The 13,879-nt window shown below is 73.9% G+C and carries 10 protein-coding genes, 2 tRNA genes and 1 pseudogene; 7 read left to right on the top strand and 6 right to left on the bottom strand.

Going from position 1 to position 13,879, the window contains the following annotated elements:
* Positions 1-20: 20 nt before the first annotated feature.
* Positions 21-836, top strand: coding sequence for an isocitrate lyase/phosphoenolpyruvate mutase family protein (locus OG505_RS18385; RefSeq protein ID WP_405426024.1), 816 nt, complete (start codon positions 21-23; stop codon positions 834-836).
* Positions 837-975: 139 nt separating this feature from the next.
* Here the strand turns inward: OG505_RS18385 and OG505_RS18380 are convergent, their stop codons facing one another.
* Positions 976-1,248, bottom strand: coding sequence for a DUF6458 family protein (locus tag OG505_RS18380; RefSeq protein ID WP_405426023.1), 273 nt, complete (start codon positions 1,246-1,248; stop codon positions 976-978).
* Between the two features lie 148 nt (positions 1,249-1,396).
* Between OG505_RS18380 and OG505_RS18375 the strand changes: the two genes are divergently transcribed.
* The 4 genes and pseudogenes from OG505_RS18375 to OG505_RS18360 form a co-directional block, all read left to right on the top strand.
* Positions 1,397-1,469, top strand: a tRNA-Gly gene (locus OG505_RS18375).
* 49 nt (positions 1,470-1,518) lie between these two features.
* Positions 1,519-1,593, top strand: a tRNA-Val gene (locus OG505_RS18370).
* Between the two features lie 132 nt (positions 1,594-1,725).
* Positions 1,726-2,376: a TOPRIM nucleotidyl transferase/hydrolase domain-containing protein gene (locus OG505_RS18365; protein WP_405426021.1), complete on the top strand. Its 651-nt coding sequence runs from the start codon at positions 1,726-1,728 to the stop codon at positions 2,374-2,376.
* 165 nt (positions 2,377-2,541) lie between these two features.
* Positions 2,542-3,192 (top strand): annotated as a pseudogene (locus OG505_RS18360) (NAD-dependent epimerase/dehydratase family protein); the annotation flags it as partial.
* Between the two features lie 123 nt (positions 3,193-3,315).
* On the opposite strand, the gene OG505_RS18355 reads toward OG505_RS18360, so the two are convergent.
* Complete coding sequence (locus OG505_RS18355; RefSeq protein WP_405426019.1) at positions 3,316-4,299, bottom strand: Acg family FMN-binding oxidoreductase; 984 nt, start codon at positions 4,297-4,299, stop codon at positions 3,316-3,318.
* A gap of 193 nt (positions 4,300-4,492) precedes the next feature.
* Between OG505_RS18355 and OG505_RS18350 the strand changes: the two genes are divergently transcribed.
* Entirely contained in the window at positions 4,493-5,131 is a 639-nt protein-coding gene (locus OG505_RS18350; RefSeq protein WP_405426017.1) for a response regulator, read from the top strand.
* A 15-nt stretch (positions 5,132-5,146) separates the two neighbouring features.
* On the opposite strand, the gene OG505_RS18345 is transcribed toward OG505_RS18350, so the two are convergent.
* The gene (locus OG505_RS18345) at positions 5,147-6,880 is read right to left on the bottom strand and encodes a GAF domain-containing protein (protein WP_405426015.1); all 1,734 of its coding nucleotides are present in this window, start codon (positions 6,878-6,880) and stop codon (positions 5,147-5,149) included.
* A 42-nt stretch (positions 6,881-6,922) separates the two neighbouring features.
* The gene (locus OG505_RS18340) at positions 6,923-7,918 is read right to left on the bottom strand and encodes an Acg family FMN-binding oxidoreductase (protein ID WP_405426014.1); all 996 of its coding nucleotides are present in this window, start codon (positions 7,916-7,918) and stop codon (positions 6,923-6,925) included.
* 296 nt (positions 7,919-8,214) lie between these two features.
* On the opposite strand from OG505_RS18340, the gene OG505_RS18335 reads away from it, so the two are divergent.
* Positions 8,215-10,548, top strand: a complete 2,334-nt coding sequence (locus OG505_RS18335) for a heavy metal translocating P-type ATPase (protein WP_405426013.1) — start codon at positions 8,215-8,217, stop codon at positions 10,546-10,548.
* 29 nt (positions 10,549-10,577) lie between these two features.
* Here OG505_RS18335 and OG505_RS18330 read toward each other — a convergent pair whose 3' ends face one another.
* Both OG505_RS18330 and OG505_RS18325 read right to left on the bottom strand, forming a co-directional pair.
* A complete protein-coding gene (locus OG505_RS18330; protein WP_405426012.1) occupies positions 10,578-11,423 on the bottom strand; it encodes a universal stress protein in 846 nt (281 codons plus the stop codon).
* 10 nt (positions 11,424-11,433) lie between these two features.
* On the bottom strand, positions 11,434-13,827 hold the full coding sequence (locus OG505_RS18325; protein ID WP_405426010.1) for a phosphoketolase: 2,394 nt from the start codon (positions 13,825-13,827) through the stop codon (positions 11,434-11,436).
* Between the last annotated feature and the right edge of the window lie 52 nt (positions 13,828-13,879).

Below are 13,879 nucleotides of genomic sequence, written 5' to 3'. Positions count from 1 at the left end.
GGCCGACCGAGACTTGCCGCGTGAGCGAACACCACACCCGAGCCGAACTGTTCCGATCCCTGCACACCCCCGGGTCGCCGCTGGTCCTGGTCAACGCCTGGGACGCCGCGAGCGCCCGCGTCGTGGCCGCCGCCGGTGCCCGGGCGGTGGCCACGACCAGCGCCGGCGTCGCCTGGAGTCTCGGGGCGCCCGACGGTGACATCCTCGGCCGCGACGCGGCCGTCGACCTGGTCCGCCGGATCACCGCCTCGGTGCCGCAGCCGGTCACCGCGGACATCGAGTCCGGGTACGGGGGGACGCCGGCGGAGGTCGGCGTGACCACCCGGGCCGTGCTCGACGCCGGTGTCGTCGGCGTGAACATCGAGGACGCCCGACGCGAGGGCGGCCCACCGCTGCGCGACGCGCCCGACCAGTGCGCCCGGATCGGCGCGGTGCGGGACGCGGCCGACGCCGCGGGTCTGCCGCTGTTCGTCAACGCCCGGATCGACACGTTCCTCAGTGGCGCTGGGGACGTCGCCGAGACCCTGGCCCGGGCCACCGCCTATCTCGCCGCCGGCGCGGACGGCATCTTCGTGCCCGGGGTGGTCGACCCGGTGACCATCCGCGCGCTGGTGCGGGCGGTGCCGGCGCCGCTGAACGTGCTCGCCGGGCCGGGCGCCCCGGCGGTGGGGGACCTGGCCCGGCTCGGGGTGGCGCGGGTGAGCCTCGGCTCATCGATCGCGCAGGCCGCGTACGCCCTCGCCCGCCGGGCTGCGGACGAGGCCCTCGGCGCGGGCACGTACGACGCGCTGGCGGACGCCCTCGACTACGGCACGCTCAACGCCCTCATGCGGTGAGCGGGGCGGGCTGCGTCACCCCCGGAGCCCGTCCCTCCCGTGGCGCGTGGGGGCCACGATGACGTCGGGCCGGCCGCCTCTGCCGAGGTGGCCGGCCCGGATGCTCCGCCAGTTCCGTCAGTGGTGGCCGATGGTCGTGTCACAGCGGCGGGGCGATGTCCCGCCGCTCCTCGACCCGGCGGTACTCGACCGGTTCCTCGACCTGGCGATACTCCACCGGCTGCTCGGTGGCGACGGGGACCGCCTGGCGGCGGCGACCCCAGACCAGCGTGGTCATGATCAGGCCGAGCACGCCGGCGCCCATCAGGATCCAGCCGACCACGTCGAGGTTGATGCCGCCGACGCTCGCGTCGAGCGCGAAGGTGAGGATCGCGCCGAGCGCGATCAGGAAGATGCTGGTGCCGATACCCACGACAGCCTCCTTAGGGGGTGTGGTGCGCTGTCGAGGTCCCTCAGTACCCCGGCGGCGACCAGCGCAATCGCCCCCGCCCAGGGTCGCGCGCCCGCCGATCTTGGCATCGGGTAGAGTTTGTCGCGTCGCCGGCGTTCGTCGGGGACGTGCGGACGTAGCGCAGCTGGTAGCGCATCACCTTGCCAAGGTGAGGGTCGCGGGTTCGAATCCCGTCGTCCGCTCGCGATTTCGCCTCGACGGGCTTGAGTTCCCGGGCCGGGCGGAAACCACGGGCGATTGGCGCAGTGGGAGCGCGCTTCCTTGACACGGAAGAGGTCACTGGTTCAAACCCAGTATCGCCCACCAGTTCACTACGGCTCGTCACCGCATCCTCGGTGACGAGCCGTTTGCTGTGGTGACACCACCGCGGGACCCCGACGCCCGACAGACCGGACAATCCGGTTGTGACGCGGGTTGGTCGTTGCGAGACTCGGTCCCGTGCCTGAGCCGGACCGCTTCCGCGCCGCCGTACGCGTCTGGGCGGCCGGCGGTCCGGACGCCGCGACCGCCGCCGACGCGGCCCGGGAGTCGGCCGCCGGCCTGCGTACCGTCGTGCTCGTCGAGGGGGTCAGCGACCAACGCGCCGTGGAGGCGCTAGCTGAACGACGGCACCGCGATCTGGCCACCGAGGGGGTGTGCGTGGTGCCGCTCGGAGGCGCGATGAGCGTCGGTCGTTACCTGCGGCTCTTCGGCGCGCAGGGCCTCGCCGTGACCGTGCGGGGGCTGTGTGATGAGGCCGAGGAGGGCTTCTTCCGGCGTGGCCTGGAGCAGGTGGGTCTCGGTGCCGGCCTGACCCGGTCGGCGATGGAGGTGCTCGGCTTCGAGGTGTGCGTGACCGACCTGGAGGACGAGCTGATCCGTGCGCTCGGCAGCGACGGCGTCGAGCGGGTCATCGCCGAGCAGGGGGACCTGGCCCGGTTGCGGGTGTTCCAGAACCAGCCCGCCCAGCGCGGACGCTCGGTCGAGCGGCAACTGCGGCGCTTTCTGGGGACGATGAGTGGCCGCAAGGCCCGCTACGCGGGGGCGCTCGTGCGCGCTCTCGACCCGGGCGCCGTGCCCCGCCCGCTGGACCGGCTGCTCGCCGGTTGACCGGCCCGAGCCCCGTTGACCAACCTGGCCTCGGTTGACCGGCCCGAGCCCGGTTGCCGGCCCGATCCGGCCGCGCGGACGTCGGGGCGGGGTTCTGCCGAGGGCAGATCCGCTCGCCGTGAACAGGAGCGCCACCCGCCACACCCACCCGGCAGGGTGGGGCCCATGAGATTGCTGGTGTTGGGTGGTACGGGTTTCGTGGGCGGTGCGACGGTCGCCGAGGCGGTTCGCCGGGGCTGGTCGGTGACGGTGTTCAACCGAGGGCTGCACGGGGCGGTCCCGCCCGGCGTACACCGGTTGCGGGGCGACCGGAGCGCGCCGGACGGCCTGGCGGCGCTCGCGGACGGTGAGTGGGATCTGGTGGTCGACACCTGGGACGGCGCTCCGCGCGCCGCGCGCGACGCTGCCCGCGCGCTGGTCGACGCCGTCGGGCACTACACCTACGTGTCCAGCGGCTCGGTCTACGCCGACCCGGTGGTGCCCGGCTCGGACGAGACCGCGCCGGTGGCCGACGCCGACCCGGACGCCGTCGACGGCGACTACCAGCACCTCAAGGCGGGGGCGGAGCGGGCGGTACGGGCGGTCTTCGGTGACCGGGCGCTGATCGCCCGGGCCGGGCTCATCCTCGGCCCGGGGGAGGACATCGGCCGGCTGCCCTGGTGGCTGAGCCGCATGGCGCGGGGCGGTGACGTGCTCGCCCCCGGCCCGGCCGAGCTGCCGATCCAGTGCATCGACGTGCGCGACCTGGCCGGCTGGATGCTGGACCAGGGCGCACGACGGCGGGGCGGGACGTTCAACGCGGTCAGCCGTCCCGGGCCGCGGTCCCGCCGCGCGCCGGCAGACCCGGTCGCGGTTCGGTCGGCCTGGACCCGGCCCGGGAGGCCGCCCTGCTCGCCGCGGCCGGGCCGGTGGCGAGCTGACCGGCGGTCGTCGGATCACCTACACCGTGACCGAACCGGCGGTCGGTGCCGCGAGCACCTCGTCGATCGCCCGGCGCGGGGTGGGTCGGCCCGGCTGGCCGTACCCGATGCGCAGCACCATCTGCGGCGTGCCGAACCGCCCCAGCGACACCCGTAGCTGCTCCCGGGCGGTCGGCACCTCGATCGGCTGGGACAGCATCGACACGCTCAACCCGGAGTCGGTGGCGGTGAGCAGCACCCGTTGCAGGGCCTGCCCGGCGACCACCTGGTCGATGGCGGTGTTGCCGACCGAGCCGAGCACCCCCACCAGCGGCTCGGGTTCGAAGTCGCGTCCCGGCGCGCGGTCGCGCCCACCGAAGCCGCGCGTCGGCAGCACGTCCTGCGGCTCGTGCTGCGGGCCGCCGGCCGAGGCGGGTACGCCGTCCGGCGCGGGCTCGTGACGCAGCCACTGTTCCCGCTCGGCGCGGTACGCCGGGTCGCGCTCCAGCACCCGGTGCGCGCTGCGAGCGATCTCGCCGAACGCGTTCACCGCGCTCACCCCGACCAGCAACTCCAGCCAGCATCCCTCGGCGCGGGCCGCCTCTCCGAGGCGCCACCGCGAGTCGGACGGCACCGGGTCCGGCCAGAACGGCAGCCGGTTGCTGAACCGGCGGGGGATGGCCACGTACAGGCTCTGCTCGGCGGGTGTGGGCCGGCGCGGGATGTCCGGCACCAGCCGAGCCAGCAGATCCGGTTCGGCCGGGTCGGGGCGCAGCCGTACCTGGGCCGGGACGCCAGCCACGGCCAGCGCGAGCCGCAGGTTGAACAGGGCGGCGCCGCACGCGACCCGTACGCCCCAACCGTTCGGATCGGTCGCCGGCAGTCGCCGGGTCGGATCGGCCAGCACCTCGATCCCACCGTCGCGCAGCCGTAGCCGCCACGGCTGTGTGTTGTGCAGCGACGGCGCGCGGACCGCGTCGGCGGCGGCGGCCCGCAGTTGGTCCGCGGTGTAGCCGATGTCCATGGCGGTGCTCCTTCCGGTGGGCCGGTCGTCGAGCCGCGACGGCCGGCGCACCCCCACGGTCCGCCGATCCAGCCGTGCCGAGCAGGGCCGGACGTCCCGACCCGCCGGGCCCGACCGCCCCACCGACAGTCGGTCCCTCCGGTCGGGACCTTTGGCCCGTGCACCCGTCGCTCGGCGCGGGTAGAAACGAGTAATGATCCGCGTCTTCCTCCTCGACGACCACGAGGTCGTCCGCCGTGGCCTGGCCGACCTGCTGCAGAGCAGCGGGGACATCGAGGTGGTCGGCGAGTCCGGCTCCGCGCAGGAGGCGTCCCGCCGCATCCCGGCGCTGCGGCCCGACGTGGCGATCCTCGACGCCCGGCTGCCCGACGGCAACGGCATCGACGTGTGCCGCGACATCCGGGCCGTCGACTCGTCCATCAATGGCCTGATCCTCACCTCGTACGAGGACGACGAGGCGCTGTTCGCCGCGATCATGGCGGGGGCCGCCGGGTACGTGCTCAAGCAGATCCGCGGCACCGACCTGGTCGACGCGGTGCGCCGGGTGGCGGCCGGGCAGTCCCTGCTCGACCCGGCGATCACCGCCCGGGTGCTGGAGCGCATCCGCAACGGCGTCGAGCAGCCGCGCGAGTTGAAGTCGCTCACCGAGCAGGAGCGGCGGATCCTGGAGTACGTGGCCGAGGGGCTGACCAACCGCGAGATCGCGGGAAAGATGTTCCTCGCCGAGAAGACGGTGAAGAACTACGTGTCGAGCGTGCTGGCCAAGCTGGGCCTGGAGCGCCGCACTCAAGCTGCCGTCCTGGCCACCCGACTGCTGGGTAAGACGCCCTGACCCGGCCCGCGCCGGTCAGTCGCGCAGGGGCACCGACCAGCACAGCTCGGTGCCGTGCGGAACGGCCGGGCGGATCGTGAAGATGCCGCCGAGGCGGTCGGCGCGTTCCCGCAGGTTGATGAGGCCACCTCGGGCGGTGGCCGGGTCGCAGCCCACCCCGTCGTCGGTGACCGTCACGCTGACCTGACCCCCGTCGACGCGTACGGCCACGTCGACGCGGGTGGCCTGCGCGTGCCGGACCGTGTTGGACAGCGCCTCGCGCAGCACGGCGGTGAGATCCGGGCGGATGGTGTCCGGCACGGCGCTGTCCACCGGGCCGGTCACCTCCAGGTGCGGCTTGAAGCCCAGCGACTCGGCGGCCAGTTCGATGGCCTCGCTGATCTCGGTGCGCAGCGCGGCGGTCATCGGCGTCCGCAGCTCGAAGATGGTGCGCCGGATGTCGCGGATGGTGGCGTCGAGGTCGTCGACGGCCGCGTTGATCCGTCTGGCGACCTCGGGGCGGGTCATCATCGGCGCGGCGCTCTGCAACTGCAGGCCGGTGGCGAAGAGCCGCTGGATCACCACGTCGTGCAGGTCGCGGGCGATCCGTTCGCGGTCCTCCAGGACCACCAGCAGCTCCCGTTCCTCCTGGCCGCGGGCCCGTTCCATCGCCAGCGCCGCCTGACCGGCGAAGCTGCCGAGCAGCGCCACGTCCTCGTCGCTGGCACCGCCGCCGCGCTCGGGCCGGTGCGCCACGATCAGCACGCCGTGCAGAGTGTCGGCGGTGGCCAGCGGTGAGACGATCGCGGGCCCGGTGTGCAGCAGCGCCGGCCACGGCGCGGCGTGTGCCAGGTCGTCCACCTGGTCGTGCCGGCCGTCGGCGACGGCCGCCCCGAAGCTGGTGTCGGCGGCCGGCAGGACCGCGCCGACCAGCGCCCGGGCCCGCTCGTCGACGCCGTCGACGACCTCCACGGTGAACTGCGCGGTCTCGCTGTCGTGGAGCAGCACCAGCGCCAGCTCCGCCTCGGCGACCTCCCGGGCCCGGCGGGCGACCAGCGCCAAGGCATCGGTGCGACGTACCTCACCGAGCAGCACCGTGGTGATCTCGGCGGTCGCGGCGAGCCAGCGTTCCCGTCGGTGGGCCAGGGCGTACAGGCGAGCGTTCTCGATGGCCACACCGGCGGCCGCCGCGAGCGCGACGACGATCTCCTCGTCGTCCTCGGTGAACTGCGCGCCGCCCTGCTTCTCGGCCAGGTAGAGGTTGCCGAACACCTGCTCCCGGATGAGCACCGGCACGCCCAGGAAGCTGTGCATGGGCGGGTGGTTGGCGGGGAAGCCGTAGGAGCGCGGGTGCTGGGTGATGTCCGGCATGCGCAGCGGGCGGGGTTCGTCGATGAGCAGGCCGAGCACGCCCCGCCCGTGCGGCAGGTCGCCGATCTGCGCGTGCTGCTCGGGCGTGATGCCGTGCACGATGAAGTCGTGCAGCAGCCGGTCCGGGCCGACCACGCCCAGCGCGCCGTACCGGGCGCCGACCAGCTCGCAGGCCGCCTGCACGATGCGACGCAGGGTGGTGCGCAGATCCAGGTTGGTGCCGATGCCGACGACCGCGTCGAGCAGCGCCCGCAGCCGCTCCCGGCTGGTCATCACCTCACCGACCCGGTCCAGCATCTCCTGGAGCAGCTCGTCGAGGCGGACCCGGGACAGGGGGCTCAACCCGAGCGACGGCGTCACCGGGGATTCTGGGCGGGGCTGCGGGACGCTGCTGATCATCGCGTGATCGTAGCGCCGGCGTACACCGTCGATCCGCCCCCGTCAGGCCCGCTCGCCGCGCACCGCGGAGGTGTCCACCACCTGCTCGCTGGCCAGTCGCGGGGTGTGCGGCGGGCCGGCGTGTGCCGGGTCCGCGATTCCGATGCGCAGCACGAGGTACGGGAAGCCGATGCCGGCGAGCACCTGACGCAGGGCCTGCCGGGTGCCCGGGATCTCGACCACCGCGCTGAGCGGCACCACCGACACGCCGAGTCGGGTGGCGGTCAGCCAGGCGGCGGAGAGCGCTTCACCGGCGCGCAGCCAGCTGTCCCGATCGTCCTCGTCGCCGTGCAGCAGCGCGTACACCGCCGCGCGGTCGTGGCCGGGGCCGATCGGCAGGCTGCCGGGACGGCCGAAATCGCGGCCCGGCACGGTGGTCTGTGGCGGCTCGGCGGGGAGCACCTCGGGGGGCAGACCGGTGTTGGTGTCGGCGCGGCTCGTCCAGTACGCCAACTCGGCGCGCAGCTCCGGGTCCTCGGCCTCGACCGCGCTGGCGTGCCCGGCCGTGGCGGCCAACTCCAGCACCTGGTCGCGGTCGAGGACCTGGAATCGGCAGCCCTCGGCGGTGACTGCCCGCGCGATCTCCCCGATCGAGTCGGTGGGCACCGGCTCGTCGCTGACCGGCCGCCGGTCGGTGTGCCGCACCGACATGCACTGCACCATGCGCATGGCGTCCGGGTCGGCCGCCGTCTGGCTCAGATCGGTCAGGCGGGCCAGCAGGCTGGGATCGCCCGGGTCGGGCAGGCGTCGCACCACCGCGCGCCAGCCCTCGGCGGCGAGCGCCAGCCGGGCGTGGTGCAGGGCGGCGCCGCAGCTGATCGCCAGCAGTCGTCCCTCCGGATCGCTGGCTTGGAGCTGCCGGTCGGCGACCGTGCGCAGCTCCAGCGCGTCGGGGAGCACCCGCCAGCGCCACGGCTGCGTGTTGTGCACCGAGGGGGCGTGGCCGGCGGTGGCGGCGGCCTCCGCCAGCGCGGTCGTCAGCTGACTGTCCTGACTCATCGTCACGACCTTTCCGTCTCTGCCCATCGTGCCTCACCGGGCGGTGACGCGCGGTGCGTTGCCGCTCCATCCTGGGGCATCGGAGCTGGTGACGCAGGGGCCATAGGTCCCGGCCGCCCCGGTCGTCCGCCCACCGGCCGGGGCCCTGTGCAAGCGGCGTGGCCCGGCCCGCCGGGCCTCATCAGGCTGGCGGAGAGGCCGCTGGCATCGGTCTGCTCCAGACACCGCCGGCGGCCGGCGGGGCGGATCCCACCGTGTGGGGCCGATGAAAGGCTGTGGGCTGCGACGATGCGCAAATGGCAGGGGAGCCGACCGAGTGCGTCGACAAGCGGCCGGCGCGCGAGCGCGTCCGGCGGTGGTGGGCGTGGGCGCCGCTGGTCGGGCTCGGTGCCGCGGTGTTGGCGGGCGCGGTGCTGCGGGTCGTCGGCCGACCCGGTGCGGCCGAGGTGATCTGGGCTGCCGTCACGGTGGCCGCGCTGGTGCCGGCCGTCTGGTCGACGCTGCGGGAGTTGTGGCGTCGGCATTTCGGCGTGGACGTGATCGCCGTTCTGGCTCTGGCCGGTGCGCTCGGCATCGGGGAGTACCTGGCCGGGGCGGTGATCGCGGTGATGGTGGCGACCGGACGGTCGTTGGAGGCGTACGCGCAGCGCCGGGCGACCCGGGACCTGCGCGCCCTGCTCGAGCGCGCCCCGCGTACCGCGCGTCGACGGGGCGCCGGCGGCGCGATCGAGGTGGTGCCCCTGGACCGGGTGGCGGTGAAGGATCGGCTGCTGGTCGGGCCCGGTGACGTGGTACCGGTCGACGGAACCGTCGACGAGGCGGCCACCCTGGACGAGTCGGTGGTGACCGGGGAGTCGCGGCTGGTGCAGCGCTCGGCCGGGGAGGCGGTGGCCAGTGGCGTGGTCAACGCGGGCGCGGGGTTCGGCATGCGGGCGACGAAGAGCGCGGCGCAGAGCACGTACGCCGGGATCGTCCGGCTGGCCGAGGAGGCCACCGCGCACAAGGCCCCGATGGTTCGGCTGGCGGACCGGTACGCGGCGGCGTTCGTCCCGTTCACGCTGGTGCTGGCGGGGTTGGCGTGGCTGCTCTCCGGCGACCTGGTCCGGGCGGTGGCGGTGCTGGTGGTGGCCACCCCCTGCCCGCTGCTGTTGGCCACCCCGATCGCGATCGTGTCCGGGCTGTCGCGGGTGGCCCGACGCGGGGTGCTGGTCCGTGACGGCGGCGCGTTGGAGCTGCTCGGCCGGGCCCATACCCTGCTGGTCGACAAGACCGGCACGCTCACCGCCGGCCGGCCGCGTACGGCCGAGACGGTCGTCGCTCCCGGCGGCGACCGGGACGAGGTGTTGCGCCTGGCGGCGTCGGTGGAACAACTCTCCCCGCACGTGCTGGCCGCCGCGTTGGTGCGGCAGGCCCGTGAGCGAGGGCTGGCGCTCACCGAACCGACCGACGTGACCGAGGAGCCGGGCCTCGGGGTCAGCGGTCGCGTGGACGGACGGCTGGTCCGGGTCGGTCAGCTCACTGGCGAGCTGCCCGAGTGGGCGGACCGGGCGCGGGCGCGTACCGAGCTGGCCGGCTGGTCCGCCGTCTGGGTGAGCGACGACGGCGGCCCGCTCGGCGCGATCCTGCTGGAGGACCCGGTACGCCCCGACGCCCGCCGGACCGTTCGCCGGCTGCGCGCGGCGGGGCTGCGGCGCGTCGTCATGGTCACCGGCGACCGACCGGCCACCGCCGCCCAGGTCGCCGAGGCGGTCGGTGTGGACGACGTGCTGGCCCGCTGCACGCCGCAGGAGAAGGTGGCCAGGGTTCGGGAGGAGGCCGACCGGGCCGTCACTGTGATGGTCGGCGACGGCGTCAACGACGCTCCGGCGCTGGCCCAGGCGCACGTGGGTGTGGCGATGGGCGCGACCGGCGCGAACGCGTCGGCGGAGGTGGCCGACGCGGTGCTCACGGTGGACCGGCTGGACCGCCTCGCCGACGCCGTGGAGATCGCGCGGTACGCCCGTCGCATCGCCGTGCAGAGTGCCGCCGTCGGGATGGGACTCGCCGTGCTGGCGATGCTCGCGGCGGCGGCCGGCCGGCTGCCCCCGGTCGCCGGCGCGTTTCTGCAGGAGGGCATCGACGTGCTGGTGATCCTCAACGCGTTGCGGGCCCTACGCGGTGGACTGCGTCGCCGCGACATCCCCCCGGCCACCCGGGATCTGCTCGCCCGCTACGCCGGGGAACACCAGGCCGTACGCGACGTGCTGGCCGGGCTACGCGACACCGCCGACCTGGTCGCCACCGACGCCGCGTCCACACGGTGCCTGCCGGCGCTACGCGAGACGCACCGCCGGCTGGTCGAGCGGGTGCTGCCGCACGAGGCCGCTGAGGAGCGCCAGCTCTATCCCGCGCTGGCCGACCCGCTGGGCACCGGCGAGGCGACCTCGACGATGAGCCGCGTTCACGTGGAGATCCGCCGCCAGGTCGACATGCTCGGCGCTCAGCTCACCCATACCGACGGCCGGCTGCGCCCGGACCAGGTTCCCGATCTGTTGGCCACGCTCTACGGGCTGGACGCCGTTCTCCGCCTGCACCTGGCACAGGAGGAGGAGACGTTCTTCACCCTCGACCCGGCCCCCGAGCGGCAGTGAGCTGCGGTTGCCGCTTGATCTGGCCCGTCTCAACGTTCCCGGACGACCGCGACCGGGCAGCCGGCGTGCTGGATCACCTGCTGGCTGACCGAGCCGAGCAGCATCCCGGCCAGCCCACCCCGGCCCCGACTGCCGACCACCACCAACTGCGCGGACCGGCTCGACTCGATGAGCGTCCCCGCCGGGCTGCCCGCGACGAAATCGAGCGTGATGTCCAGCTCGGGGAACGTCCGCCGCCACGGCTCCAGCGCCTCCTCGACGGCGGTCTGCTCGTCGGGCGCCCCGGCCGCCCCGCCGGGGCCGGGGGTCCAGGCGTGCAGCACGCGCAGCGGCACCCGGCGTTGGGCGGCCCGCTCGGTCGCGAACCCGAGCGCCACCAGCGACGGCTCCGAACCGTCCACCCCGACCGCCACCGGGGCTTTCGGCTCGCTGGCGGTCCCGTCGCGGACCACCACGACCGGGCAGTGCGCGTGCGCGGCGGCCGCCACCGCCGTCGACCCGGCCAGCAGCCCGCCGAATCCGCCGTGGCCCCGGCTGCCGAGCACCAGCAGCCCCGCGTCGACAGAGCGCTCCTGCAACACCAGGGCCGGAGGCCCGTCGTACACCTCGCTGGTGATCGTCAGGCCGGGGTGCGCGGCGGCGGCGTCCGCCGCGGCCTTGCGGACCAGGTCGTCCGCCTGCCGCCGGGCGGTGTCGTCCGGCCAGATGCCGGGCGCCACGCCCGGACCGACCCAGCTGGCCACCGTCAGCCACTCGAAGACGTACGCCAGTCGCACCGGCTGGCCGCTGTGCTCGGCCTCGGCCAGCGCCCAGTCCAGGGCCACCGACGCGTCGGTGGAGCCGTCGTAGCCGACCAGGATCTCCGCATCCCGCACGTCGTCCTCCTCAGGGGTTGGTCGGGTCGGTCTCGCGGACCCAGCGCCACTCGGCGACCCGGGGGTCGTCCTCGCCGTGTTCGCGGGTGTAGTCGCGGGCGGCCTGGCGGGCGTCGATCATCTGCTGGCGCAGGTGCGCGGCGCGAGCGCCGAGGCCGGGCACCCGGTCGATGACGTCGATGACCAGGTGGAACCGGTCCAGGTCGTTGAGCACCACCATGTCGAACGGGGTGGTGGTGGTGCCCTCCTCCTTGTACCCGCGCACGTGCAGGTTGTCATGGTTGGAGCGGCGGTAGGTCAGGCGGTGGATCAGCCACGGGTAGCCGTGGTAGGCGAAGATGACGGGCCGGCCCGCGGTGAAGATGGTGTCGAACTCCTTGTCTGGCAGGCCGTGCGGGTGTTCGGTGTCCGGCTGCAGGCGCATCAGGTCGACCACATTGACCAGCCGTACCTTCAGCTCCGGCAGGTGATCGCGCAGCAGCTCGGTGGCGGCCAGCGTCTCCAGGGTGGGCACGTCACCGCAGCAGGCCATGACGACGTCCGGCTCGCTGCCGCCGTCGCTGCTGGCCCACTCCCAGATGCCCAGGCCGCGCCGGGTGTGCTGGATCGCCTCGTCCATCGTCAGCCAGTTCGGCGACGGCTGCTTACCGGCCACCACGACGTTGATGTAGTGCCGGCTGCGCAGGCAGTGGTCCATGGTGGCGAGCAGGGTGTTGGCGTCCGGCGGCAGGTAGACCCGCACCACCTCGGCCTTCTTGTTGACCACGTGGTCGATGAAGCCCGGGTCCTGGTGCGAGAATCCGTTGTGGTCCTGCCGCCAGACGTGGCTGGACAACAGGTAGTTCAGCGAGGCGAGGGGCTGCCGCCAGGGGATCGCCCGCGTCACCTTCAGCCACTTGGCGTGCTGGTTGACCATCGAGTCGACGATGTGGATGAACGCCTCGTAGCTGGTGAACAGGCCGTGCCTGCCGGTCAGCAGGTAACCCTCCAGCCAGCCCTGGCACAGGTGCTCGGAGAGCACCTCCATGACCCGGCCGTCGGGGGAGAGGTGGTCGTCGCCGGGGACCGTGCCGGCGATCCAGGCCCGGTCGGTCACCTCGAAGGCGGCGCCCAACCGGTTGGACGTGACCTCGTCCGGGCCGAACAGCCGGAACGTCTGCGGGTTCGCGGTGATCACGTCGCGGATCCACGGGCCGAGCACCCCGGTCGCGCCGGCCATCGGCTGGCCCGGCTCGGGAACGTCCACGCCGTAGTCGCGAAAGTCGGGCAGGGTCAGGTCGCGCAGGACCACGCCGCCGTTGGTGACCGGGTTGGCGCTCATCCGTCGGTCACCGCGTGGCGGCAGCGTCCGCAGCTCGTCGACCGGAGCGCCGGTGGCGTCGAACAGCTCCTCCGGCCGGTAGCTGCGCAGCCACTGCTCCAGTTCGCCCAGGTGGGCGGGGTTGTCGCGGACGCCCGACAGCGGCACCTGGTGGGCGTGGTACGTGCCCTCCACCTGGGTGCCGTCGACCTCGCGCGGGCCCGTCCAGCCCTTCGGCGTCCGCAGCACGATCATCGGCCAGCGGGGGCGCTCGACGACACCCCCGGAACGGGCCCGTCGCTGGATTTCGGCGATCTCGTCCAGCGCCCGGTCCATCGTCGCGGCGAGGGTGCGGTGCACCACGGCCGGGTCGTCGCCGGACACCACGTACGGCTGGTAGCCCGAACCCCGCATGATGTCGAGCAGATCGGCCTCGGGGATCCGGGACAGCACGGTCGGGTTGGCGATCTTGTAGCCGTTCAGGTGCAGGATGGGCAGCACCGCGCCGTCGCGGGCCGGATTGAGAAAGACGTTGGAGAGCCAGCTGCCGGCCAGCGGCCCGGTCTCCGCCTCACCGTCGCCGACGACGCAGGCCACCACGAGGTCCGGGTGGTCGAACGCGGCGCCGTAGGCGTGGCTCAGGGCGTACCCGAGCTCGCCGCCCTCGTGGATCGAGCCCGGCACGTCCGCCGCGACGTGGCTGGGAATGCCGCCGGGGAAGGAGAACTGCCGGAACAGCCGGGCCATCCCGGCCTCGTCGCGCGCCACGTCGTGGTAGCGCTCCGACCAGGTGCCCTCCAGCCAGGTGTTGGCCACGATCGCCGGGCCGCCGTGCCCGGGGCCGGTGACCAGCATCGCGTTCAGGTCGCGGGCGACGATCACGCGGTTGAGGTGCGCGTAGATCAGGTTGAGTCCGGGGCTGGTGCCCCAGTGCCCGAGCAGCCGTGGCTTGATGTCGTCGGGGGTCAGCGGCTCGCGCAGCAGGGGGTTGCCCAGCAGGTAGATCTGCCCGACGGTGAGGTAGTTCGCGGCACGCCAGTAGGCGTCCAGTCGGCGCAGCTCCTCGTCGGTGAGTGCGCGCTGCACGTCGAGAGCGATGTCCATGATGCTGCCTCTCGCGGGTAGGGGGCGGGTGTCCGGGGTCCAGCCTCGCCGC

The organism is Micromonospora sp. NBC_00617, assembly GCF_045161355.1.
GTDB lineage: Bacteria > Actinomycetota > Actinomycetes > Mycobacteriales > Micromonosporaceae > Micromonospora.
The sequence above is the reverse complement of the archived record's forward strand: the minus strand, read 5'-3'. Positions and strand labels throughout refer to the sequence as shown.